The 20,721-nt window shown below is 72.0% G+C and carries 15 protein-coding genes; 4 read left to right on the top strand and 11 right to left on the bottom strand.

Going from position 1 to position 20,721, the window contains the following annotated elements; all coding sequences use genetic code 11:
- Positions 1-12: 12 nt before the first annotated feature.
- A complete protein-coding gene (locus tag CHC08_RS11415) occupies positions 13-1,518 on the bottom strand; it encodes an LCP family protein (protein ID WP_245878262.1) in 1,506 nt (501 codons plus the stop codon).
- A 291-nt stretch (positions 1,519-1,809) separates the two neighbouring features.
- On the opposite strand from CHC08_RS11415, the gene CHC08_RS11410 reads away from it, so the two are divergent.
- Entirely contained in the window at positions 1,810-2,766 is a 957-nt protein-coding gene (locus CHC08_RS11410) for an alpha/beta hydrolase (protein WP_089207194.1), read from the top strand.
- Here the strand turns inward: CHC08_RS11410 and CHC08_RS11405 are convergent.
- The gene (locus CHC08_RS11405; RefSeq protein WP_089207240.1) at positions 2,739-4,205 is read right to left on the bottom strand and encodes an alpha/beta hydrolase family protein; all 1,467 of its coding nucleotides are present in this window, start codon (positions 4,203-4,205) and stop codon (positions 2,739-2,741) included. The genes CHC08_RS11410 and CHC08_RS11405 overlap by 28 nt on opposite strands.
- A gap of 192 nt (positions 4,206-4,397) precedes the next feature.
- Here CHC08_RS11405 and CHC08_RS11400 point away from each other — a divergent pair, with 192 nt between their 5' ends.
- Both CHC08_RS11400 and CHC08_RS11395 read left to right on the top strand, forming a co-directional pair.
- Positions 4,398-5,525, top strand: a complete 1,128-nt coding sequence (locus tag CHC08_RS11400; RefSeq protein ID WP_089207193.1) for an exonuclease SbcCD subunit D — start codon at positions 4,398-4,400, stop codon at positions 5,523-5,525.
- Positions 5,526-9,518 (top strand): AAA family ATPase, encoded by a 3,993-nt coding sequence (locus CHC08_RS11395; RefSeq protein WP_089207192.1) that lies wholly within the window; start codon positions 5,526-5,528, stop codon positions 9,516-9,518. It abuts the gene before it with no gap.
- Here CHC08_RS11395 and CHC08_RS11390 read toward each other — a convergent pair.
- Positions 9,441-10,850: a threonine/serine exporter family protein gene (locus CHC08_RS11390; protein ID WP_089207191.1), complete on the bottom strand. Its 1,410-nt coding sequence runs from the start codon at positions 10,848-10,850 to the stop codon at positions 9,441-9,443. The two genes, CHC08_RS11395 and CHC08_RS11390, sit on opposite strands and share 78 nt — an antisense overlap.
- Before the next feature lie 295 nt (positions 10,851-11,145).
- Here CHC08_RS11390 and CHC08_RS11385 point away from each other — a divergent pair, with 295 nt between their 5' ends.
- The gene (locus tag CHC08_RS11385) at positions 11,146-11,802 is read left to right on the top strand and encodes a response regulator transcription factor (protein ID WP_089207190.1); all 657 of its coding nucleotides are present in this window, start codon (positions 11,146-11,148) and stop codon (positions 11,800-11,802) included.
- Positions 11,803-11,855: 53 nt separating this feature from the next.
- Here the strand turns inward: CHC08_RS11385 and CHC08_RS11380 are convergent, their stop codons facing one another.
- From CHC08_RS11380 to lanKC, 8 genes are all read right to left on the bottom strand, one after another.
- Complete coding sequence (locus CHC08_RS11380) at positions 11,856-13,910, bottom strand: prolyl oligopeptidase family serine peptidase (protein ID WP_245878261.1); 2,055 nt, start codon at positions 13,908-13,910, stop codon at positions 11,856-11,858.
- Complete coding sequence (locus CHC08_RS11375; protein WP_089207188.1) at positions 13,907-15,610, bottom strand: ATP-binding cassette domain-containing protein; 1,704 nt, start codon at positions 15,608-15,610, stop codon at positions 13,907-13,909. The genes CHC08_RS11380 and CHC08_RS11375 overlap by 4 nt, the downstream gene beginning before the upstream one ends.
- Entirely contained in the window at positions 15,607-17,280 is a 1,674-nt protein-coding gene (locus CHC08_RS11370) for an ABC transporter ATP-binding protein (RefSeq protein ID WP_089207187.1), read from the bottom strand. The genes CHC08_RS11375 and CHC08_RS11370 overlap by 4 nt, the downstream gene beginning before the upstream one ends.
- 107 nt (positions 17,281-17,387) lie before the next feature.
- Complete coding sequence (locus CHC08_RS11365) at positions 17,388-17,531, bottom strand: SapB/AmfS family lanthipeptide (protein WP_089207186.1); 144 nt, start codon at positions 17,529-17,531, stop codon at positions 17,388-17,390.
- Positions 17,532-17,564: 33 nt separating this feature from the next.
- Positions 17,565-17,708: a SapB/AmfS family lanthipeptide gene (locus CHC08_RS11360; protein WP_089207185.1), complete on the bottom strand. Its 144-nt coding sequence runs from the start codon at positions 17,706-17,708 to the stop codon at positions 17,565-17,567.
- Positions 17,709-17,741: 33 nt separating this feature from the next.
- Positions 17,742-17,885 carry a SapB/AmfS family lanthipeptide gene (locus CHC08_RS11355; protein WP_089207184.1) on the bottom strand — a complete coding sequence of 48 codons (144 nt, stop codon included), beginning with the start codon at positions 17,883-17,885 and terminating at the stop codon, positions 17,742-17,744.
- A gap of 32 nt (positions 17,886-17,917) precedes the next feature.
- Positions 17,918-18,061 (bottom strand): SapB/AmfS family lanthipeptide, encoded by a 144-nt coding sequence (locus CHC08_RS11350; protein WP_089207183.1) that lies wholly within the window; start codon positions 18,059-18,061, stop codon positions 17,918-17,920.
- A gap of 8 nt (positions 18,062-18,069) precedes the next feature.
- Positions 18,070-20,706 carry a class III lanthionine synthetase LanKC gene (lanKC, locus tag CHC08_RS11345; RefSeq protein ID WP_089207182.1) on the bottom strand — a complete coding sequence of 879 codons (2,637 nt, stop codon included), beginning with the start codon at positions 20,704-20,706 and terminating at the stop codon, positions 18,070-18,072.
- Between the last annotated feature and the right edge of the window lie 15 nt (positions 20,707-20,721).

Below are 20,721 nucleotides of genomic sequence, written 5' to 3'. Positions count from 1 at the left end.
GGACGAGCAGGGTTAGGCGCAGCCCTCGCTGATGTCCTTGGGCGCGGTCACGTCCGTCGCGCCGGAGGAGGCGCTCGAACTGGAGGTCGGGCGGGCGCCGGGCTTGGAGGCCGTCGTGCCGGTGCCGGGCTTGACGGTCGGCTTTACGGTCGCGGAGCCGGGTGCGGTGGGCTGCGCGGTGGCGGCGAGGGGCTGCCGGGTGAGGGCCGAGGTCCGGATGGCCTTCGCGGTGACGGTGCGGATCTTGTTCCAGTCGGGGTAGCCGGTGTTGATCAGCGGGGGCACGAACTGGACGCTCGTCACCTTGGCGCTCTTGACCTTCAGGGCCAGCGGGACCAGGTGCTCCAGCATCGAGCGCGGGATGTCGGTCTTGAAGAGCTCCTTGGCGGCCAGCGCGACCTGGTTGAACCGCACCAGCACAGTCGCCGGGTCGGACTGGGCGAGCAGGGCGCCCAGCACGCAGCGCTGGCGTCCCATCCGGGTGTAGTCGTCGCTGTTGGTGCGGGAGCGGGCGAACCACATGGCGTCGGCACCGCGGAGCTTGCGGGTGCCCGCCTTGACCAGGCCCTCGTTGTACTTGCCGAAGACCACGTCCTGCGGCACGGTCAGCTTCACACCCCCGATCGCGTCGATCAGCCGGGCGAAGCCCCAGATGTTCACCAGGGCGTACCAGTCGATCTTCAGGTTGAGCGTGTAACCGATCGTGTCCATGAGCGTCTGGGTGCCCTGGCCCTTGCGACCCCCGAAGATCTCCGGGTGCATGTCGGCATATTCCCAGACGGCGAAGAGCAGGTCCTCGCGCGAGCCGTCCGGGTTGGCGGGCAGCCGGAACCCGTCGGGGAACCGCTTGGCCATCGGGGAGCCGGGAAGGAAGCGGACGTTCTCCAGGTTGCGCGGCAGGCTCAGCAGCACGGTGTTGCCGGTCTTGACGTCGATGCTGGCCACGTTGATGCTGTCGGTCCGCACGCCCACCCGGTTGGTGTCGGCGTCGCCGCCGAGCAGCAGGATGTTCACCCGGCTGTGACCCGCCCACGGGTCCTGTTCCCGCACGCCGCTGACCTGGGGCCGCGGTGTGGCCGGGGCGCTGAAGACGTCGTCCAGCGCCGACTGCGAGACCGCCGCGTACTGCCCGACCAGGCTGAACGGCAGCAGCACGCCCACCGCCATCACCCCCGCCACGCTTCCGGTGAGGATCTGGGCTTTTCCGTGGAGCTTGCCGGGGTTCATCACCACGAACGAGTGCACGATCAGGGCGAACCAGGCGACGCCGAGCGCGATGGAGACCACCGTGACGACGGTCAGCCAGGACGACGCGACCAGTTGCCCGGCGAGCTCGCCGAGGTCGCTGGTGAGCGCGACCCAGAGCAGGCCCAGCAGCAACGCCGTGTAGACGGACAGGAGCGTCAGCCCGGTCCTGCGCCATCCGGCGCGCAGATGCGCGGCCCCGGGGGCGATGGCGGCCAGTGCCGTCCAACCGATGACCGCACCGACACCGGGCGGCTTAGATCTGTCCCGCAACTGCTCCCCGTTTCCTACCAAGCTTGAGCGCCGCAGAGAGATGGTAGGGCGGCAAACCATGCCGTAGGCGACGAGTGAATGAACAGAACGGAAAGCTAATACGGCTTTATCGCCTCATTTCTACTCAAATAATTTTCGATCATGGTTTTTACGGAGACTCAGCGCGGCGCGATGGGCGATTCCGGCGGGGTTTCCAATGGAGTTTCGGGCAGGGGTGTCGAGGGGGTCTTCCGGCCCCGAGCCCCACCGGCCGGTCAACCCCCGCGGACCACCCTGGCTACCCTGACCGGTATGCCCGACGTTCTCGGTTCCGACTACCAGCTCAGAACCCTGCCCATGTCAGACGACTACGAGGGGGCGGTGGTCGCCTCGCTGGTGGTGCGGCGCGCCGCCGAGCCCACCGGCAGGGCCGTGCTCTACATCCACGGTTTCACCGACTACTTCTTCCAGACCCATCTGGCCGAGCACTTCGTCGCCCAGGGAACCGATTTCTACGGGCTCGATCTGCGCAAGTACGGCCGCTCGCTGCTGCCTCACCAGACCCGCGGCCTCGTGCGCAGCGTCACCGAGTACTTTCCGGAGATCGACGAGGCGATCCGGATCATCAGGGAGGAGGACGGTCACGACGAGGTGATCATCAACGCCCACTCCACCGGGGGCCTGATCGCCGCGCTCTGGGCCGACCGGGTCCGGGGCCGGGGGCTGGTCCAGGGACTGGTACTCAACAGTCCCTTCCTCGACCTCAACATTCCCGCGCACCTGCGGGTCGCCGCCGATGTGCTGCGGGGGCCGATGTCCAGGATGTCCACGCGCACCGTACTGCCCCTCGGCACGGCCACCGCGTACGGCACGAGCCTGCACCGCGGCCACCACGGTGAGTGGGACTTCGACCTGGAGTGGAAGCCGATCGGAGGATTTTCTGTGCACGCGGTCTGGCTGGCCGCGATCCGCCGGGCCCAGCGCAGGCTCCACGGCGGCCTCGGCGTGGACGTCCCCGTCCTGGTGCTCTGCGCGGAGAAGGGACTGCAGCTGCGCGACTTCGCGCCGGAGGCCCAGAGCGCGGACATCGTGCTCGATCCCCGGCAGATCGCCCGCTGGTCGACCAGCATCGGCCCGCACGTGACGTGCATCCGGGTGCCGGGCGGCATGCACGACCTGGTGCTGTCACCCGAGCCCGTGCGCAAGCGGGTCTTCGCCGAGATGGACCGCTGGATCGACTGCTACCAGGGGAACACGAAGAGGCCGTAATAGGCCCCGGCGACCAGGAGCAGGCCGGTGCTGCCCAGCACCCCGGTGATCGCGACGTGCTGGGAGCGGCTGGGCAGCCAGCCCTCCCGCAGCCCGGAGACGACGGCCGCCACGGCCGTGACCTCCTGCACGAGCATGAGCAGCGCCAGGATCCTGATGACCAGCCACCCGGAGAGCACCGCGGGCCAGGCTCCCGCCTGGTTGACCGAGAACAGCACCAGCAGGGTGATGAACGCGAGCACCGAGACGAGCAGTCCGAGCCCGGTCCACGCCATCCTGCGGAAGCGACGCCGGATCGGCGGCCAGATCCGGGCGTTGGTCTCGGCGGCCAGCTGCCGGCCGCGCAGCCGTACCATCATCTCCGCCACCGGGCCGACCACGTAGCCGCCGGCGGCCAGGCAGAGCGCCAGCCCGAGGACCGTGCCCCCGGCGTACCAGGGGGCGCTGGGAACATCGCTGGCCTGGTAACGCTGGACCGGGGTGGCGCCGGCGATGTGGACCGCGGGCCGGGCGGTTCCAGGAAGGTCCAGGACCCAGTTGGAGAGCGTCTGCAGGTAACCCGGCGCCAGGGGGCCTCCCTGGATGCGCATGCCGTGGTCGGCGCCGTTGAGATAGCGGATCGTGTAGTCGGTGTTGCGCCCCTTGGCGAGCGCGCCGGTGAGCGCCTGGCTGCTCTCCACGAAGGGGATCGACGGGTCGCGCGTGCCGTACAGGGCCAGGACCGGCTGATGCAGCTGGCGCAGCATGGGCAGTCCGTCGTAGCGCAGGAAGTTCATGCGGACCGCGCTTATCGCGCGGGTGAGCAGCTCACGCACCCCGCTGGGCGCGTGCAGCCGGTCGAGCTGCTCGCTCAGCGCCCAGGTGACCTGCCGCATGGGGGAGACGTTGGGCGCCGAGACCAGCACGGTGAACCCGACGGTCTCGCTCCTGGCGGCGGCGATGGGGACCACCCAGCTGCCCTCGCTCACCCCCCAGAGCCCGGTCCTGGCCGGGTCGACGTCGGGGCGCTCGCGCAGCCGCGCCAGGACGCGCAGGGCGTCGTCGGCGAGCAGCCCGAAGTCACGGTTGAGGAAGTCGTAGCCCACGGTCCGCTTGTCGTAGACGAGCGTGACGATCCCGGCCCTCGCCAGCCACTCGGCCTGCGTCGTGAACTCGCCCCGCGCCCCGGGCCCCGCGCCCTGCACGAAGATCAGCGCGGGGTGGCGTCCCGGGGTGATCGGCGCGCGGATCGTGGCGCCCAGGGCCGTGCCGTCCCCGGCGTAGACGGTGACGTCCTGGGTGGTGATCTTCCCGTTCGCGGCGACCGGCCTGACCTCGGACGGAGGCTGGGCGGGCAGGGTCTGGAAGATCGGGTCGGCGGTCATCGGGGTGGGGTCGAACGGCGGCGGCAGCGTGTAACCCAGCGTCGCGAGGATAAGCAGAATCAGGCCCGCAGCCATGCTCAGCACGCCCCGGCCGGCTTGCGCAACGTTCCGGATCTCGCCCGTCACTCGCCTCCGTGATGGTCATATAGAGGTATCGTTCCCCTCGATCTTTAAGCGTACTCATGAGCGAGGCTCAGGGGCAGTGCGAGAGACCCATGTGATGAGAGTGGCGTCATTTATCGCCGGGGCCTGTTAGCTTCATGCGACATGCGGATGCTGCACACATCAGACTGGCATCTGGGCCGCTCGTTCCATCGGGAGAGTCTCCTGACCGCCCAGGGAGCCTTTGTCGACCACCTGATCGAGACGGTCAGATCCGAGCGGGTCGACGTGGTCGTCGTCTCCGGCGACGTCTACGACCGGGCGCTGCCCTCGGTCGACGCGGTGGACCTGTGCAACCAGGCACTGCGGCGGCTGGCCGCCGAGCGCGTCCGCACCGTGGTGATCAGCGGCAACCACGACTCGGCGCGCCGCCTGGGCTTCGGCGCCGACCTGATCGACGTCGCGGGCGTTCACCTGCGCACCGATCCGGGGAGGGTCGGTGAGCCGGTGGTGATCGAGGAGGTCGCCTTCTACGGCATCCCCTACCTGGAGCCCGAGCTGGTGCGCGTCCCCTGGGAACTGCCCGAGCGCACCCACACCGCCGCGATCGACCACGCCATGACCCTGATCCGCGACGATCTCTCCCGCCGGGGCCCCCGATCGGTGGTCCTCGCCCACGCGTTCGTGACCGGGGGAAGGGGCAGCGACAGCGAGCGCGACATCAGCGTCGGCGGCGTCGCGCACGTCCCGGTCTCGGCCTTCGACGGCGTCGACTACGTGGCACTGGGGCATCTGCACGGCCGCCAGCGGATGAGCGAGACCGTCCGTTACTCCGGGTCCCCCGTCGCCTACTCCTTCTCCGAGGTCGGCCAGGTGAAGGGCTCCTGGCTGGTGGACCTCGACCAGGGCGGCCGGGTGAGCGCCGAGTTCGTCGAGGCCCCGGTGCCCCGGCCGGTCAACCGGCTCAGCGGGCGTATCGACGATCTGCTGACCTCCGACGAACACGCCCCCTACGAGGACCACTGGCTCCAGGTGGTGCTCACCGACCCGATCCGCCCCAAGGGGGCCATGGACCGGCTCAGGTCCCGTTTTCCGTACACGCTCACCCTGTCCTTCGAGCCCGAGGGCGGAGTCCAGGACGCCGTGGCGCGTCCCAAGGTCGCGGGCCGTCCCGAGATCGAGGTGGCCCTCGACTTCGTCCGCGAGGTGAGGGGCGAGGCCGCCGACCCCGCCGAGACCGATCTGCTCCAGAAGGCCGTCGAGGCATGCCGAACCAAGGAGGCGATGGCGTAGATGCGCCCGCACCGTCTGTGGATCACCGCGTTCGGGTCCTTCCCCGCCGAAGAGGAGGTCGACTTCGACGCCCTCACCGAGGCGGGCCTGTTCCTGATCCACGGTCCTACCGGCGCGGGCAAGACCACGGTTCTCGACGCGCTCTGCTACGCCCTCTACGGCAGGGTGCCCGGCAAGCGCGACAGCGCCAAGAGCCTGCGCTGTGATCACGCGCCCCCGGGCCGGGGGCCGAGCGTGGCGCTGGAGGTCACGATCAGGGGCAGGCGACTGAAGATCACCCGGTCGCCGTCCTGGCAGCGCCCGAAGCTCAGAGGCACGGGCACCACCAGGGAGAACGAGAAGGCACTCCTCCAGGAGCTCAACGCCTCGGGGGAGTGGATCGGGCTGACCACCCGGGTCGACGAGGCCGGAGAGCTGATCGGCACCCTGCTGGGCATGAACGCCGACCAGTTCTTCCAGGTCGCGATGTTGCCCCAGGGTGATTTTGCGAAGTTCCTGCGTGCCGACGGCGAGGACCGTCGCAAGGTCCTGGAACGCCTGTTCTCCGTGAAGATCTACGCCGCCGCCGAATCCTGGCTCGCGGACAGGCGGACCGAGGCCCACCGCGAGCAGCAGGCCCTCCGCAGGGAGGTGGACTTCGCCGCCAAGCGCCTGGAGGAGGCCGCGGGCCCCGCCCTTCTCACGGCCCTGGCCGAGGGCGACCTTCCGGATGGCGCGGCCCCCGGCGATCTCCGGGACGGCGCGGCCTCCGGCGGACTCCAGGACGGCGAGCCCCGAGACGGCGAGACCTCGGAGGAGCTTCCGGACGGCGCGGTCTCCCCGGGTGGGGCGGCCCTCGGGGAGGCGCCGGACGGCGCGGCCTCCCGCGTCGCGCGAGTGGCCTCCGACCCCGCCGAGGGCGCCGGGCCGCGAAGCGTGGCGGTCTCCGTGGAGGAGGACCCGCTGGAATGGGCCCAGGCTCTTGAGGAGCTCGCGGGCCGGGTGGTCGCCCGGGTGAGCCGCGACTGCGCCGAGGGCGAGGTCGCGGTGCGCGAGTCGCGCGCAAGCCTGGAGTACGGCGCCGCGCTGGCCGACCGGCGACGTCGCCACACCGAGGCGCTGACGCGGAGCCGCATGGTCGAGGAGACCGCCGAGGAGCGGGTGGATCTGCAGGCCACCCTGACGGAGGCCGCCCGCGCCGACCGGCTGCTCCCCCTGATCCAGGGCGCGGAGCAGCGGTCCGAGGCCGCGGCCAAGGCCTCCCAGCTGGCCGCCGACGCCGTGGCCCGCGCGATTCCCCTCCTCGCCGCCGGCCGGGACCCCAGCCCGGACCTTCTGGCCACGCTGGAGCGCGACCGCCAGAGCGAGATCACCCGGCTGCGTGAGCTGCGCACCGAGGAGTCACGCCTGGCGACGATCCTCCAGGAGCGTGAGCGGGCCGGCCGGGAGATCGTCGATCTGACCGCCGCGCAGGCCGAGGCCGACGCCCGCCTGGAGGTCCTGCCCGGCCTCCGGCTCGACGTGGACGCCCGCCTCACGGCCGCCCGCCTCGACGCCGCCCGCGTCCCCGCCGCCGAGTCGGCGGCCGAGAGCGCCGCCGCCCTGCTCCGGGCGGCCGAGCACCGCGAGAGCCTCGCCGCCGAGCTGTCTCGCGCCCGCACGGACCTGGCTGCCAAACTCGCGGTCCTGCCCGTCGCGCCGGACGAGACAGACGAGGCCGGGGCCCGTGAGGCGCTGGCCTCCTGGGAGCGCGAGCGCCGCGAGGAGCTCGCGGGGCTGGAAGGACTGCGGGCCGACGAGGCCCGGCTCGCCGAGCTGGACGATCTGCTCACCGCGCTCGACCTCGAGATCCAGGGGTCCGCCCGGCAGGAGTCGGTGCTCCACGAGCGCCAGGAAGGACTGCCCGCCGAGTCGGCGGACGCCTCGGCGCGGCTGACCGCCGCCAGGGCTCAGACGGCCGGGATCCCGGCCGCTCGGGCCGCGGCCGACGGAGCCGTCTCCGTGCTCGGCGCCGCCCGGCGCCGCGACGACCTCCGCACCGAGCTGGAGGCCGCGCGCGCGGCCGAGGTGAAGGCCGTCGACGAGGCCCAGGATCTCCGCGACCGGCACCAGGATCTCCGCCAGGCCAGGATCGAGGGCATGGCCGCCGAGCTCGCGGCCAAGCTCTCCCCCGGAGACCCCTGCGCGGTCTGCGGCTCACCCGACCACCCCGCCCCGGCCGCCCCCGCCGCCGAGGCGCCCACCGCCGAGGACGAACGCACGGCCCAGAGCGCCTACGAGACGGCCATGGAACGCCGCCGGGACGCCGGCACGACCGTCACCGCGTTGAGCTCCCGCCTGGAGGAGGCCCTCGCGATCGCCGGTGACCTGACCGTGCGGCAGGCCGAGGAGATCCTCGCCGAGGCCGAGCGGGAGCTGGAGGCCCTGACCGCCGCCGCGAGCACCGAGGAGGCACTCGCCGCGGAGGTGGAGCGCCTCACCGCCGAGCTGGACGGAGCGAGGAAGGAAGCCGCGGAGCTCGCCCGGCGGCTGACCGGAGACCGTATGCGCCTGGCCGGGTGGCAGGCCGAGCACGACCGGCTGACCGCCCGCCTGGACGGCGCCCGCGGCGTGGACCCCACCGTTCAGGCGCGCCGCGACCGTCTCACCGGGGAGGCCGCGCTCCTCGCCGTCGCCCTCGCCGCCGCGACCCTCGTCGCCGAGCTCGCGGCCGGCCACCGCGAGGCGTGTGACAGGACCGACCTCGCCGTGGAGCTCGCGGGGGCCGGGCTGGCCGAGGCGGAGCGGGCACTGACCGTGCTGCGGGAGTCGGCGGAGGCCGAGCACGGACTGCTGGCCGAGGCGGAGGCGTTGGCCGCCGAGCTGGGACTTCTGGGAGAGCGCTCACGCGAGCTCGCGGTCGCCCTCACCGCCCGCCGTACGAACGTCGAGGGGCTCACCGCCGACGCCCAGCAGCTGACCGGCCGCATCAACGAGGCCCGAGGGCACGACGCGACCCTGGCCGCCCGGCTGGAACGGCTGACCGAGGAGGCCGACCTGCTCGGAGAGGCGGTCGAGGCCACCCGTGAGGAGCGGACCACCGCGGCCGAGCTCGCGACCGCCCGGGAGCGGGCCCTGGCCGCCATCGTCGAGGCCGGGTTCCTCGGGCTCGACGACGCCCGCGCGGCGATCCGTCCCGCCGCCGAGCTGAAGGAGAAGACCGAACGGCTCCAGGAGCTCGACCGGGCGAGCACCGAGGTCGCCGCGCTGCTCGCCGACCCCGAGCTGATCGCCGCCGCCGCGGAGCCCGAGCCCGACCTCGCCGGGCTGCGGGCCGCGCGGGACGAGGCCGACGCCGTCCACGCCGGCCTGCTCTCCGAACGGCACCAGGCCGAGGCCCGCCGGGCCCGCCTGGCAGCCCTCCGCACCGAGCTGGCCGCGTCCCTCGAACGCTGGCTGCCCGCCGCCGAGCGGCACCGCCTGACCGAGCGGCTCGCCGCCCTGACCGGCGGAAACTCCACCGACAACCAGTGGAACATGCGACTGTCGTCCTACGTGCTCGGCGAGCGTCTCCGCCAGGTGGTCGAGTCGGCCAACGAGCGGCTCGACCACATGTCGGGCGGGCGCTATCTCCTCGAACACAACCTCAGCCGCACCGCGGGCGACCGGAGCAAGTCGGGCGGCGGGCTCGGCCTGCGGATCCTGGACGCCTGGACCGGGGTGGACCGCGATCCGGCGACCCTGTCCGGCGGCGAGAGCTTCGTCACCTCGCTGGCGCTCGCCCTGGGCCTGGCCGACGTGGTGACCGCCGAGGCCGGGGGAGTGGAACTCGGGACCCTCTTTGTCGACGAGGGCTTCGGCACCCTGGACGAGGACACCCTGGACGGGGTGCTCGACATCCTCGACAACCTGCGCGACGGCGGCCGGGCGGTCGGCATCGTCAGTCACGTCGCCGAGCTACGCACCCGCGTCCCCGCTCAACTCCGCGTCCGCAAGGAGCGCCGGGGCTCCACCCTGTCCACGACGACTCCGTGACTTCTCCGGGGCGCGCTCGGCGGAGCCTCGGGTACGGCGGGCGGCCGGGCGGAGCACCCGCCTGGTCAGGTCGGAGCCGGTGACCGCGCGCAGGATCTCCGCGCCGAGGATGACCCCGGCTCCCAGGGCGAGCGCGGTCGACAGAGCCTGCAGCAGGCTGGACGCACCCGCGTCCCCGTGCCCGAGGCTGACCTCGAGCATGCCCCGGTAGAGGGCGGTGCCGGGCAGCAGCGTGCCGATCGCCGGGATCGTGATCACCATCGAGGGCACCTTGACGTGCCTGGTGTAGGCGGTGCCGAACAGGCCGACGACCGCGGCGGAGACGGCCGTCGCCAGGATGGTCGGGACCTGCCAGCTGTGGAGCTGCACGAAGACCGTCCAGGCCACCCCGCCACCGATCGCCGCCGGGATCAGATAGCGGGGCGGCACCAGAAGCGCGACGGCGAACGACACCGTCACCCCGACGGCGCCCAGGAACTGCTCCGGCCTGAGCACGAGGGGCGCGCCGGGCACGTTCTCCACCCTCAGCGGCACGCCGAGGCGGATCGCGGCGTACAGCGTGATGCCGATCCCCGAGACGACCGCGGCCAGTATGAAGAAGATCTCGAACAGCCTGCCGGTCGCCGTCACGTACTCCCCGGCGATGCCGTCCTGCACGCAGGCCACCATCGGGCGGCCCGGCAGCAGCGCGACGACCGCGCCGACCACCACGGCCGAGGCCTGAACGGGCGCGTCGATCGCGATCATCAGGACCGAGACCAGCGAGCCGAGCATCGCCGCCACCGTGAGCTGGAAGAACTCCGCCACGCCCCGCCTGGCCAGCCACGCGCTGGCCCGGTCGCCCAGCACGGTGGCGCAGAACGCGGCGACCGCGACGGACCAGCCACCGCCGACCAGGATGCTCGCCGAGGAGGCGATCAGCGCGAGCGCGGTGACCAGGAACCAGTTGGGGTAGGCCGGAACCCGCCGGGTGATCTCCCGCAGCCGGGCCTCGGCGTCGTCGAGCGGCACCGACCTGCCGGAGGCCTCCCTGACCATGTCGTGGACCGCGATCAGCCGGTCGTAGTCGGGCAGCCGGCGACGGACCCTGCGCTGGGCGGTGACCGGCGCGCTGCCGTCCGTGGGGACGTGCGACAGCGTGATGACCGAGAGGTTCACGTCGGCCTCGCAGTGGGGCACGCCGTACGCGTTGGTGACCCTGCGCATGGTGACGGTGACCGTCTCGGTGGACTCCCCGCTGCCGAGCAGCAGCTCGCCTACGCGCAGTGCCAATCCCATGGCCCGGTAGCTCTCACGCTGGACGGGCGCCTGGTCCAGAGGTGACGCCGACAATGTGCCCCCTGACCTCCCGGCATGCCCCAAGAGGCTACCTGCTCGCCGAGGCGTTGAGTGCCGCCGTCGGCCGGCCTCGGGATTCACCCTGCGAACACGTCAAACCGATCGAAACGCTCACTCGGTGGGCGGCGGAATCTCGCGAGACGATTCCCGGTGCGCGGGAGGAGGCGATTCCTTTTATGGATCCCGTGTATCGGTGCTTAACTCGGGCATGGTGCGTAATCGTTTGACCCCTTTGGGTAACAACCCTGGCCCAGGAACACCGGCACGCCACCAAAAAGGAGCGAGCACCGTGATAAACGTCCTGATCGCCGAGGACATGCATCTCATCCGCGGGGCCATGGTCGCCCTGCTCTCCGCGGAGGAGGACGTCACCGTGGTCGGCGAGGTCGGACACGGTGACGAGGTGGTGCCCGCGTGCCTGCTCCACAGACCGGACGTCGCGCTCATCGACATCGGGTTGCCCGGCACCGACGGTCTCACCGCGACCGCGGAGCTGAGCCGCAGGCTTCCCGAGTGCAGGGCGGTGATCCTGACCGGTCTCGCGACCCCGGCGGCGCTGCGGCGGGCGCTGGACGCCGGGGCGCGCGGGTTCGTCGTCAAGGACACCCCCGCGAGGCAGCTCGCCGAGTGTGTGCGCCGGGTGGCCGCCGGCGAACGGGTCGTCGACCCCGATCTGGCCGTCGCCGCGCTCCACGCCAGGAAGAACCCGCTCACCACCCGCGAGCTGGAGGTGCTCAAGGCCGCGGCCGAGGGGGCGCCGGTCGGTGAGATCGCCGACCGGCTCTGCCTCTCCGGGGGAACGGTGCGCAACTACCTGTCGCGGATCCTCAGCAAGGTCGGCGCCCGGACACGGGTGGAGGCGGTCACGATCGCCAGGGAGGCCGGCTGGCTGTGGCCCGACGACCTGGGGGACCTCGGAGTGATCCGCTACCGGTCGCCGACCTGATCGCCGGTCGCGGGCCTGATCTTCGATTTGTTGCCGGTCCGGTCGCCGGTCCGTTACCGGTCGTGGGCCTGATCGTTGGTTCCCTGCCGGTCGCCGGTCTGATCGTCGGCCGGTCGCCGGTCGCCGAGCCCGGTGTGCGCGGCGAGGAAGGCGAGCATGTCGGCCGCCAGGTCGACCGACCGGCTGACCGACCGGGACCCGTGCCCGACCCCGTTCTCGTGACGCAGCAGGACCGGGCGCGGGCCCGAGGTGGCCCGCTGCAGGGCCGCGCACATCTTGCGAGCGTGCATGGGGTCGACCCGGGAGTCACCGTCGAACGTGGTCAGCAGCATCGCCGGATAGTCCACCCCGTCCGTGACCCGATGGTAGGGGGAGTAGCCCAGCAGCCAGCCCAGTTGCTCGGGGTCGTCGGCCGAGCCGTACTCCGATCGCCACGAGGGGCCGAGTCCCGACCGCTCGTAGCGGACCATGTCGAGCAGCGGGGCAGAGCAGACGGCGGCGGCGAACAGGTCCGGGCGCTGCGTGACCGCGGCGCCGACGAGCAGCCCGCCGTTCGACTCGCCGCAGACGCCCAGCTGCCCGGCCGTGGTCCAGCCGTCGGCGATGAGCTTCTCGGCCGCCGCCGTGAAGTCGTCGAAGGCGTTCTGCTTGCGGTCGAGCATGCCGTCGCGGTGCCACTGCGCGCCCTCCTCGCCGCCGCCGCGCAGCTGGGCGAGCGCGAAGATCCCACCGGCCTCGACCCAGGGCAGGATGTAGCTGGAGTAGGAGGGTGTGAGGGAGAGCCCGAACCCGCCGTAGCCGTACAGGATCGTGGGCCGGGGACCGGTCCCCGGCCGGGCGAGCACGACCATCCGCACCGCCGTGCCGTCCGCCGAGGGGTAGACCACCTGGCGAGCCTGTAGCTTCGGCACCTCGACGGTGCCCGGCGCGCTGGCCCAGAGCGACGTCTGCCCGGTGCGCACGTCGTAGCGGTGCACGCTGGGCGGGGTGACCCCGTCGGTGTAGGTGAACCAGACCTCGTGACCGCCTCCGGAGCGGGTGGACATCCCTCCGGCCGAGCCCAGTCCCGGCAGCGGCACCTCGCCGCGCCGCTCCCCGGTCCTCAGGTCGTGGACGCTGATCTCGCTGATCGCGTGCCGGGTCCAGCCGACGAGGAGCACCGAGTCGCCGGTGATCGCGAAGTCACCGATCACCGCCTCCGGATCCGGGCCGACCAGGTCGAGCCAGTGCTCGGGCCTCGGGCGAGCCGGGTCGGCGACGCACAGGCGACCCCGGGGCGCGTCCAGGGTGGTGAGGAGGTACAGGCGCCCGTCGCGGCCGACGGTGGACACCGTCACCGCGTCCACCCCCTCCTGGATCACCCGCAGGTCCGGACGGTCGGGGGAGGAGCTCGACAGGTCGGCCAGCCAGAGGTCGTTGCCGCCGTCGGACGGCGCCGAGACCGTCAGCCAGCGGCCGTTGTAGCTGATTCCCAGACCGTAGGAGCGCTCGGCCCCGCAGATCACGATGTCGTCTCCTGCCGGGGTGCCGAGCCGGTGCAGGCAGACCTGGCGGGAGCGGACGTAGTAGAAGGACTTCCCGTCGGGGAGCCACGCCATCGGCGAGTAGCGGCACCGGTCGATCGGGCCGTCCACGATCTGTCTGGTGCCGACGTCCATGACCCGCAGTTCCGACCGCTCGTCCCCGAACCTGGACAGCTGGTAGGCCAGCAGCCGTCCGTCCAGGTCGGGCTGCCACTTGTCGAGAGTGGTCAGCCCGCTGGGATCGATCTCCATCGGGTCGATCAGTGTCTCCTCCGCCCCGTCGGGGGCGATGGTGTAGAGCACCGCGTGCTCCTGCCTGGCCGTACGGCGCAGGAAGAACCGGCGCCTGCCCCGCCAGAGCGGAGGGCCGACCGTTCCCGCGTCGGTGAGCTCGGACACGCGGGCACGCCACTCGTCGCGGCGGGGCAGCGCGGCGGCGTGGCCGCGCCACAGATCGTCCTGGGCGGCCAGCCAGCCCCGCGTCGCCGGGTTCTCCCGATCCTCAAGCCACCGGTAGGGATCGGGTACGACATGGCCGTGAAGGTGATCGACGACCGGCTGCCGGTCGGCGGGTGGATAGATCACGGGACCAGCTCCTGAGTGTTCGAAGGGTTCCATCGGCCGACCAGATCCGCGTAGAGAGGGGAGACGGCGAGCATCTCCTCGTGCCCGCCCAACCGGACGCTGGTTCCGTCCATGACGAGGATTCGCCGCGCGCGAAGCGCCGAGGTGAGCCGGTGGGCGATGACGAGGAGCGTGCCGCCGCGCCGGATGAACGCCTCCTCCGCGCGGGCCTCGGCCGCCGGATCCAGATGGCACGTCGCCTCGTCGAGGATCACCAGCCGGGCCGGGGCCAGGTAGGCGCGGGCCAGGGCGATCAGCTGGCGCTCGCCCGGCGACAGCATGCCCGAGTGGATCTCGGCGGAGTATCCGCCCAGCCGCGTCACCAGAGCCGTGAGTCCGACCGCGGCCACGGCGCCGTCCACGGCGGCCGCGGGCGCCTGGGCAAGATAGGTCAGGTTCTCCATGAGGGAGCCCCGGAAGACGTAGGCCTCCTGGGGGATCAGTGTCCGCCCCGCCGGATGGAGCTCCTCGGCGGGGACGCCGCCCACCAGGATCTGTCCGGAGTGGGGCCGGAGCATGCCGGTGACGAGTGCGGCCAGCGTGGACTTGCCGATGCCGCTGGGCCCCACCACGGCGATGTGATCCCCCTCGGGGACGGACAGATGGAGGTCGTCGATCACCGGCTCCGCGTGCGGTCCGTAGGCGAACGTCACACCGCGCAGCTCGACTCCCGCTCCCCTGGACGTGCCCTTGGACGGGCTCCGCCCGGCCGGTCGGCGGGGGAGGTCTTCCGAGTGCAGGATGCGGTTGAGCGACACTCGCAGCCGGACCCCGCTGATCCCCAGACCCTCCACGAGGTTGCCGAGCGCCGGGGCCAGCGACTGGGTGATGTAGGCCAGGGCGCCGAGGATCACTCCGGCGCCGGCTCCCCGGCTGATCAGCCAGGGGGTGCCGGCGAGCACGAGCAGCACGGGCAGCCACCCTCCCACCGCCAGCGACACCGTACGCAGCGCGGTCACCCGGGCGAGCGACCGCGTCACGCGCGCCTGCTCCGCCACCTGGAGGCCGACCGTGGCGGCCACCCGGTCCTCGGCACGGCAGGCGGTGATGTCGCGGAGCCCGCCGACCATGTCGGTGAGCGACTCGGCGGTGTGCTCGTCGGCCATGATGAAGGCCCGCTGCCGCCTGGCCAGGGCGGGCAGCGAGAGCAGGAAGAGACCCAGCCCCACGACAAACGGGGGCAGGACCAGCACGAGCACCTCCGGGATGAGGGTCGTCAGGCCGAGCATGACGCTCACCACGGTGAAGACGAAGGACCTGACCACCGTGATGACCGAGGCGAAGGCGTCGCGGGCCAGCTCGACCTGGAGGTTCGACCGGGCCACCGCCCCCGTGCCCGGCCCCCGGCCCGACGTGGTCGACCGTTGTAGCGCGCCTTCGACGACATGGGCGAGCAGATCCTCGCGGAACGGCTCCACGATCGCGGCGACGGCCATCACGACCTGCCGCGCGCCGACCGCGGCCACCAGCCAGGCACCGCCGAGAACGGCCAGCCAGGCGAAGCCGACGCCCGGCCGGCCGGCGGCGAAGCCCTCGTCGATCGCCCGGGCGATGGCGAGGCCGATGACAAGAGCGGGCGCGGTCTCCGCGACGGACCAGGCGCCGAGCCTGACCAGCCGGTACGGGTCGCTTCTGAGCGCCCGGCGCACGGGGCGGTTCACGGGGCACCCGCCTGGAAGACGGCCCGGTAGCAGGGATCGCGCCACAGTGCGTGGTGGCTGTCGTAGGCGCGCACCCGGCCGCCGTCCAGCCAGATCACCCGGTCGGCCGCCGCCGCGGTCGCGGCCCGATGGGCCACGATCAGGCGCGTACGGCCGTGCAGCTCTCCGGCGAGTGCCCTGCCGACCTGGCGCTCGGTGACGGTGTCCAGGCTTGAGGTGGCGTCGTCCAGGATGAGCAGGCGCTCGCCGTGCGCGAAGGCGCGGGCCAGGCCGATCCGCTGCCGTTCCCCGCCGGACATGGGGGCCTCGTCCAGCGGCGTGTCGTATCCCAGGGGGAGTCGCCGGACGAAGGTGTCGGCGCACGCCGCGCGGGCGGCCGCGCGCACGGTCTCCGGATCGGGGCGGTCGAGGCCGAGGCCGATGGCCCCGGCGATGGTGCCGCCGATCAGCGCGGGGCGTTCGAAGGCGTAACCGACGGCATGGCGCAGCGCCTCGGGGGAGAGCCGGGGCAGCGGCACGCCGTCGAGGGAGACCGTCCCGCGCAGGGGATCCACCAGCCGACCGGCGAGGGCGGCGAGCAGGGACTTACCCGTACCGGACCGGCCGACCACGGCCACCGCGTATCCGCCGGGGACGACGAGGTCGACGTCGGCGAGCCCGTCGGCGGAGACGCCGCGCAACTCCAGGGTGCCGGGGCCAGCGGGCAGCGGCTGCCCGCCGTACGCTCTCGGCCTCTCGGCGATCAGCTCGGTGATCCGGCCGGCGGCGGCACGCGCCCGGGCCAGCCGGTTGACGTAGCCCAGCGCCGCGCCGAGACCGGCTCCGAGCACGACGTAGCGGGCGGCGGAGTACAGCTCGCCGACCGTGAGATCACCGGCCGCCAGGCGCAGCCCGCCCACCGCCAGCACGGCCACCTCCAGCAGCGGCACCACGATGCCCGCCTGCACCCCGGCCCTCGCGTTGGCCCGCCACATCTCCATGGCGTGCAGGCGCAGCCGGGGCAGGGCGGTCAGCACCCGCGCCCTCTCCTGGTCGGCGGTACCGGCCACGGCGATCGTGCGGGCTCCGGCGAGGGCGTCGACCAGGCGGGCGGCGATGTCGCTCTGCGCCTCCTGGTAGTCGCCGGCGATCGAGGTGCTCACCTGGAGGAAGGCCCGGAGCACGAGCGCGATGAGGACGAGGCCGACGACCAGGGTCAGGGTCAGCCAGAAATCGATGAGGGTGAGCGCCACGATGCTGCCCGCCGTGGGGATGATCAGCGTCGCCCCGGTGACGATCGACTCGGGGGCGCGCCCGGCCTCCTCGGCGTTCACGCCCATCCGGGTGGCCAGGTCTCCTTCGGAGAACCGGCGGGTCATCGCCTGGCCGACTCCGAGGACGTGCCGCGCGATCCGGTTGCGGAGCCACGCCGAGGCCTGCGCGCTGCTCGACCCGGAGGCCCAGACGCCCAGGGTGTCGCAGAGCACGGCCAGGATCACGATGGCGGCGCAGGCGCCGAGCCAGGATCCGCCCTCGGGCCCGGCCGCCACGAGACTGTCGACCGTTCTGCCCAGGACCAGGGGGAGCGCCAGCTCCGCGAAGGCGCCGATGACGGAGGTGACGGCGAGAACGCCCAGCCAGGGGCCGCCCCGCCGTACGGTCTGGACCACCAGCCGATCTGCCGTCCGCACCGTTCCTCCTCGTGAAAGCTCGGGATCAGGGCTCTGTGGAAAGGACAGGGGAAAGAGTGGTGCCCGGGACGGCCGCCGTCGCTGGCCGTCCCGGGCACCCGGCTCACCTAGTGGCAGAGGATGAGGCTGAGGTTGCTCGGCGTGACCGAGGCGCAGCCGAGGACGGTCAGGGTGCTACCGCCCCCGCCGCCGCCACCGCCGTGGCCGCCGCCGCCGGGGGTTTCCAGGGACTGAAGGTCGAGAAGAACCATTTTTCTTACCTCACTTTTGGGAGAGCGGAACGACTAGTGGCAGAGGATGAGGCTGAGGTTGCTCGGGGTGACCGAGGCGCAGCCGAGGACGGTGAGCGTGCTACCGCCGCCGCCCCCGCCCCCGCCGCCGTGGCCGCCGCCGGGAGCCTCGAGAGTCTGGAGATCGAGAAGAACCATGGTGTTACCTCACTTCTTGGGAGACGGGAACGACTAGTGGCAGAGGATGAGGCTGAGGTTGCTCGGGGTGACCGAGGCGCAGCCGAGGACGGTCAGGGTGCTGCCGCCCCCGCCGCCGCCACCGCCGTGGCCGCCGCCGCCGGGGGTCTCGAGAGCCTGGAGGTCGAGAAGAACCATGGTGTTGCTCCATTTCTGGTGAACCGCGATGACTAGTGACAGAGGATCAGGCTGAGGTTGCTCGGGGTGACCGACGCGCACCCGAGAACGGTGAGCGTGCTGCCGCCGCCACCGCCACCACCGTGGCCGCCGCCGCCGGTGGGGGCTTCCAGACTCTGGAGGTCGAGAAGTACCATCTTTGTAGTTACACCTCCTTCAGTGACTCGTAGGAGCGAAGCCGCTCGGCGGATTCATGCGCAGGCAGTGCCGTGGACAGGGCGCCTGCGCCGCCGGGCGGCTCGGTAAAGGGGAGGAACACCGGGCGCTCGCGCAGCGCGGTGCTCATCGCGAACAGGACTCCGGCCGTGCCGGTCGCGAAGTCCATGGAGAGCCTGAACAGTTGGTTGCCGGGGAAGGCCAGGCCGCCGCCGTAGGGCAGCGCGTGCCAGCCAAGTCCGCGGATCTGTTCGGCCAGGTCGATGTCGGGATCGTTCGGTGCGGGTCCCAGCCCCGTGCCCAGGGTCGCGACCATGCCGGCCCGGCCGGTGAACAGCCCGGACTGCACGAAGTATCGTCCCTGGGTGACGAGCCGGCAGGCGCTGAGCGCGGTCCGGAAACCCTCGTCGTCGCGGTGGGTCAGGTAGCGGGCGAGGATCAGGGCGATGCCCACGGAGCCCTCGTCCAGGTAGGGGAGGGTGCGCCAGCCCTGCGTGACCTGGAGCGTGCCGTCCTCGCTTGAGGAGCACCGCCGCAGGTCCTGCCGGAGGGCCACGGCCGCCCGGTCGAGCAGCGCCGTGTCACCGGTCTGCTCGTAGGCGCGCAGGAAGAGCAGAGCGGGGCCCGCGGAGCCGTACATCAGCCCGGCGCGGGGATTGGCGCCGCCGCTGATCTCCGGCACGTCGTCGGGTCCGCCGAGTCTGTCCGCGCAGATGTCGACGATCTGGAAGGCCAGATCGGTGAACGTCGCCTCGCTGGTCGTCCCGCCCAAGTGGAGCAGGTTCAGCCCGACTCCGGCGAGTCCGCCGAACAGGCCCAGTTCGAGCGAGTCCCACTTCTCCCGCAGGCACAGGTCGACGGTGTCGATCGCGTCCTGGCGATGCCCGAGCAGATCCAGGACGTAGGCCACGCCGTGGAGCCCGTCGTAGAACCCGATGCCCGTTCCGGGATCCGGGGCCAGCGCGTGCCGGCGCAGCCAGTCCTCGTACTCGGGGAGGCGGGGTGCCCCGGCCGCGTCCAGCGCGTAGAGCACTCCCGCCGCGCCGTAGGCGAAGTTCACGCTTCCGCCGGGCTGGAACTGGGCCACGTCGCCGGGGAAGAGCCGGTCCTCGCGCTCAGGTGTGGCACTCGCCAGGATCGCCCGGCACATCGCCTCCCTGACCTGCGGCCAGTTGTCCCGGTCGAGCCTGGGGGTGAGCCGCGCGGTCACCGGGTCGGCGCCGATGATGGTCCGGACGGCCTCGTCGATCACCCCCGGTGCCACGGGGAAGGTCTCGGTGATGAGCCCGGCCAGCTGGACCGCCTTGGCCCGGTCCAGCGGCAACATGATCGTGAGCTGCGGGGCGAACAGCCCGAGACAGAGGCAGGCGAGGGCGTAGGCGTCGATGTCGACGCCCTGCCTGCCGGGCGGCGGGCTGAAGGCCGGATGGCCGAGGGCGGCGCGGGCGTGGTCCGCGGCGAGGGTCGCGACCTCGTAGTCGATCAGGACCAGACGGCCCTCTCCACTGATGAGGATGTTGCTGGGGTGCAGGTCACCGAAGACCACCCCCCGCTCGTGCAGGGACTCGACCGCCCGCCGGACCTCGGGGAGCATGTCGAGCACCCACGAGGTGTACTCGGCGAGGGTCTCCTGGTCGCAGTTCGCCCGGGTCAGCGGGTATTTCCGCACGAGGAGCCGTTGCAGCGGGTTGCCGTCGATGAATTCCTGGACCAGGAAGTGGTGATCGCCGAGCGTGAAGTAGTCGAGCAGATCCGGCACCGAGTCGAGTCCCGCCAGGCGCTCCAGCATGTCCCGTTCGTGCGCCAGCCGCGTCACGGAGTCGCGGCCGGCCGCGTCCAGCCCGGCGTGCGGGCGGGCCTCCTTGAGCACCACCTGCTCGTCGGTGCGCGTGTCACGCCCGAGGTACACGCCTCCGCCGTTGGAGAACTGGATGACGCTCTCGATCGTGTACGGCAGGCCGTTGGTGGTGACCGCGTTGCGGGCCGCCAGGTGGGGCTCCAGGAACGCGGGCAGCGTCATCCAGGACGGAAGGCTGAAGGCCGGCCCCCGCACATCGGGGACCAGTCGCCCCTCGCCGTCCTCGATGGCGAGCACCTGCTCGCCGTTCTCGCCCAGGCAGTGCCGCGCCGAGAAGCCGCCGTACCGAAGGAAGAGCGGACCCTCGCCGTAGCGGAGATCGCTGAGGATGTAGGGCCCCTCGACGCCTCGGAGCAGCTCGTCGAGCTCCTTCAGCGTGAGCTCGAGCTGATCGTCGTCCAGGGGGTAGATCGTCACGAGCTTGCCGCTGGACCCGCGGGGGGCGGCCTTGGAGTTCAACATGGTCATGACCGACCGGCTGCGCAGGAACTTGAACGAGATGTCCCGCGGCACGCAGTAGTCCCAGACCGCCTCGGTGACGCGCTCGGCGTCCTCCAGGCACGCCGACACATGGATCTTCCAACCCTGTGCCGGCGTCCGGTTGGCGAGGGGCGCGTAGTGCATCCAGGTGTCGGTCGCCTGGTGCCCCCAGCCGTCCGGAACCTCACGGGCGGTTAGCGAAAAATCGGGGTGATTGCCCCGGCGGCCGTCAAGCGTGTCATAAAAGAGCGGGTCCGCCAGGCAGTAAAGCTCATACTGGTCATCCACGACATTCTCCCTGCT

The sequence above is a fragment of the Streptosporangium subroseum genome (assembly GCF_900188345.1).
GTDB classification, from domain to species: Bacteria; Actinomycetota; Actinomycetes; order Streptosporangiales; family Streptosporangiaceae; genus Streptosporangium; species Streptosporangium subroseum.
The sequence above is the reverse complement of the archived record's forward strand: the minus strand, read 5'-3'. Positions and strand labels throughout refer to the sequence as shown.

Coding starts and splice junctions, on each gene's coding strand:
- CHC08_RS11410 (WP_089207194.1), top strand. CDS start 1,810: ATGCCCGACGTTCTCGGTTCCGACTACCAGCTCAGAACCCTGCCCATG.
- CHC08_RS11405 (WP_089207240.1), bottom strand. CDS start 4,205: ATGGCTGCGGGCCTGATTCTGCTTATCCTCGCGACGCTGGGTTACACG.
- CHC08_RS11400 (WP_089207193.1), top strand. CDS start 4,398: ATGCGGATGCTGCACACATCAGACTGGCATCTGGGCCGCTCGTTCCAT.
- CHC08_RS11395 (WP_089207192.1), top strand. CDS start 5,526: ATGCGCCCGCACCGTCTGTGGATCACCGCGTTCGGGTCCTTCCCCGCC.
- CHC08_RS11365 (WP_089207186.1), bottom strand. CDS start 17,531: ATGGTTCTTCTCGACCTTCAGTCCCTGGAAACCCCCGGCGGCGGCGGC.
- CHC08_RS11360 (WP_089207185.1), bottom strand. CDS start 17,708: ATGGTTCTTCTCGATCTCCAGACTCTCGAGGCTCCCGGCGGCGGCCAC.
- CHC08_RS11355 (WP_089207184.1), bottom strand. CDS start 17,885: ATGGTTCTTCTCGACCTCCAGGCTCTCGAGACCCCCGGCGGCGGCGGC.
- CHC08_RS11350 (WP_089207183.1), bottom strand. CDS start 18,061: ATGGTACTTCTCGACCTCCAGAGTCTGGAAGCCCCCACCGGCGGCGGC.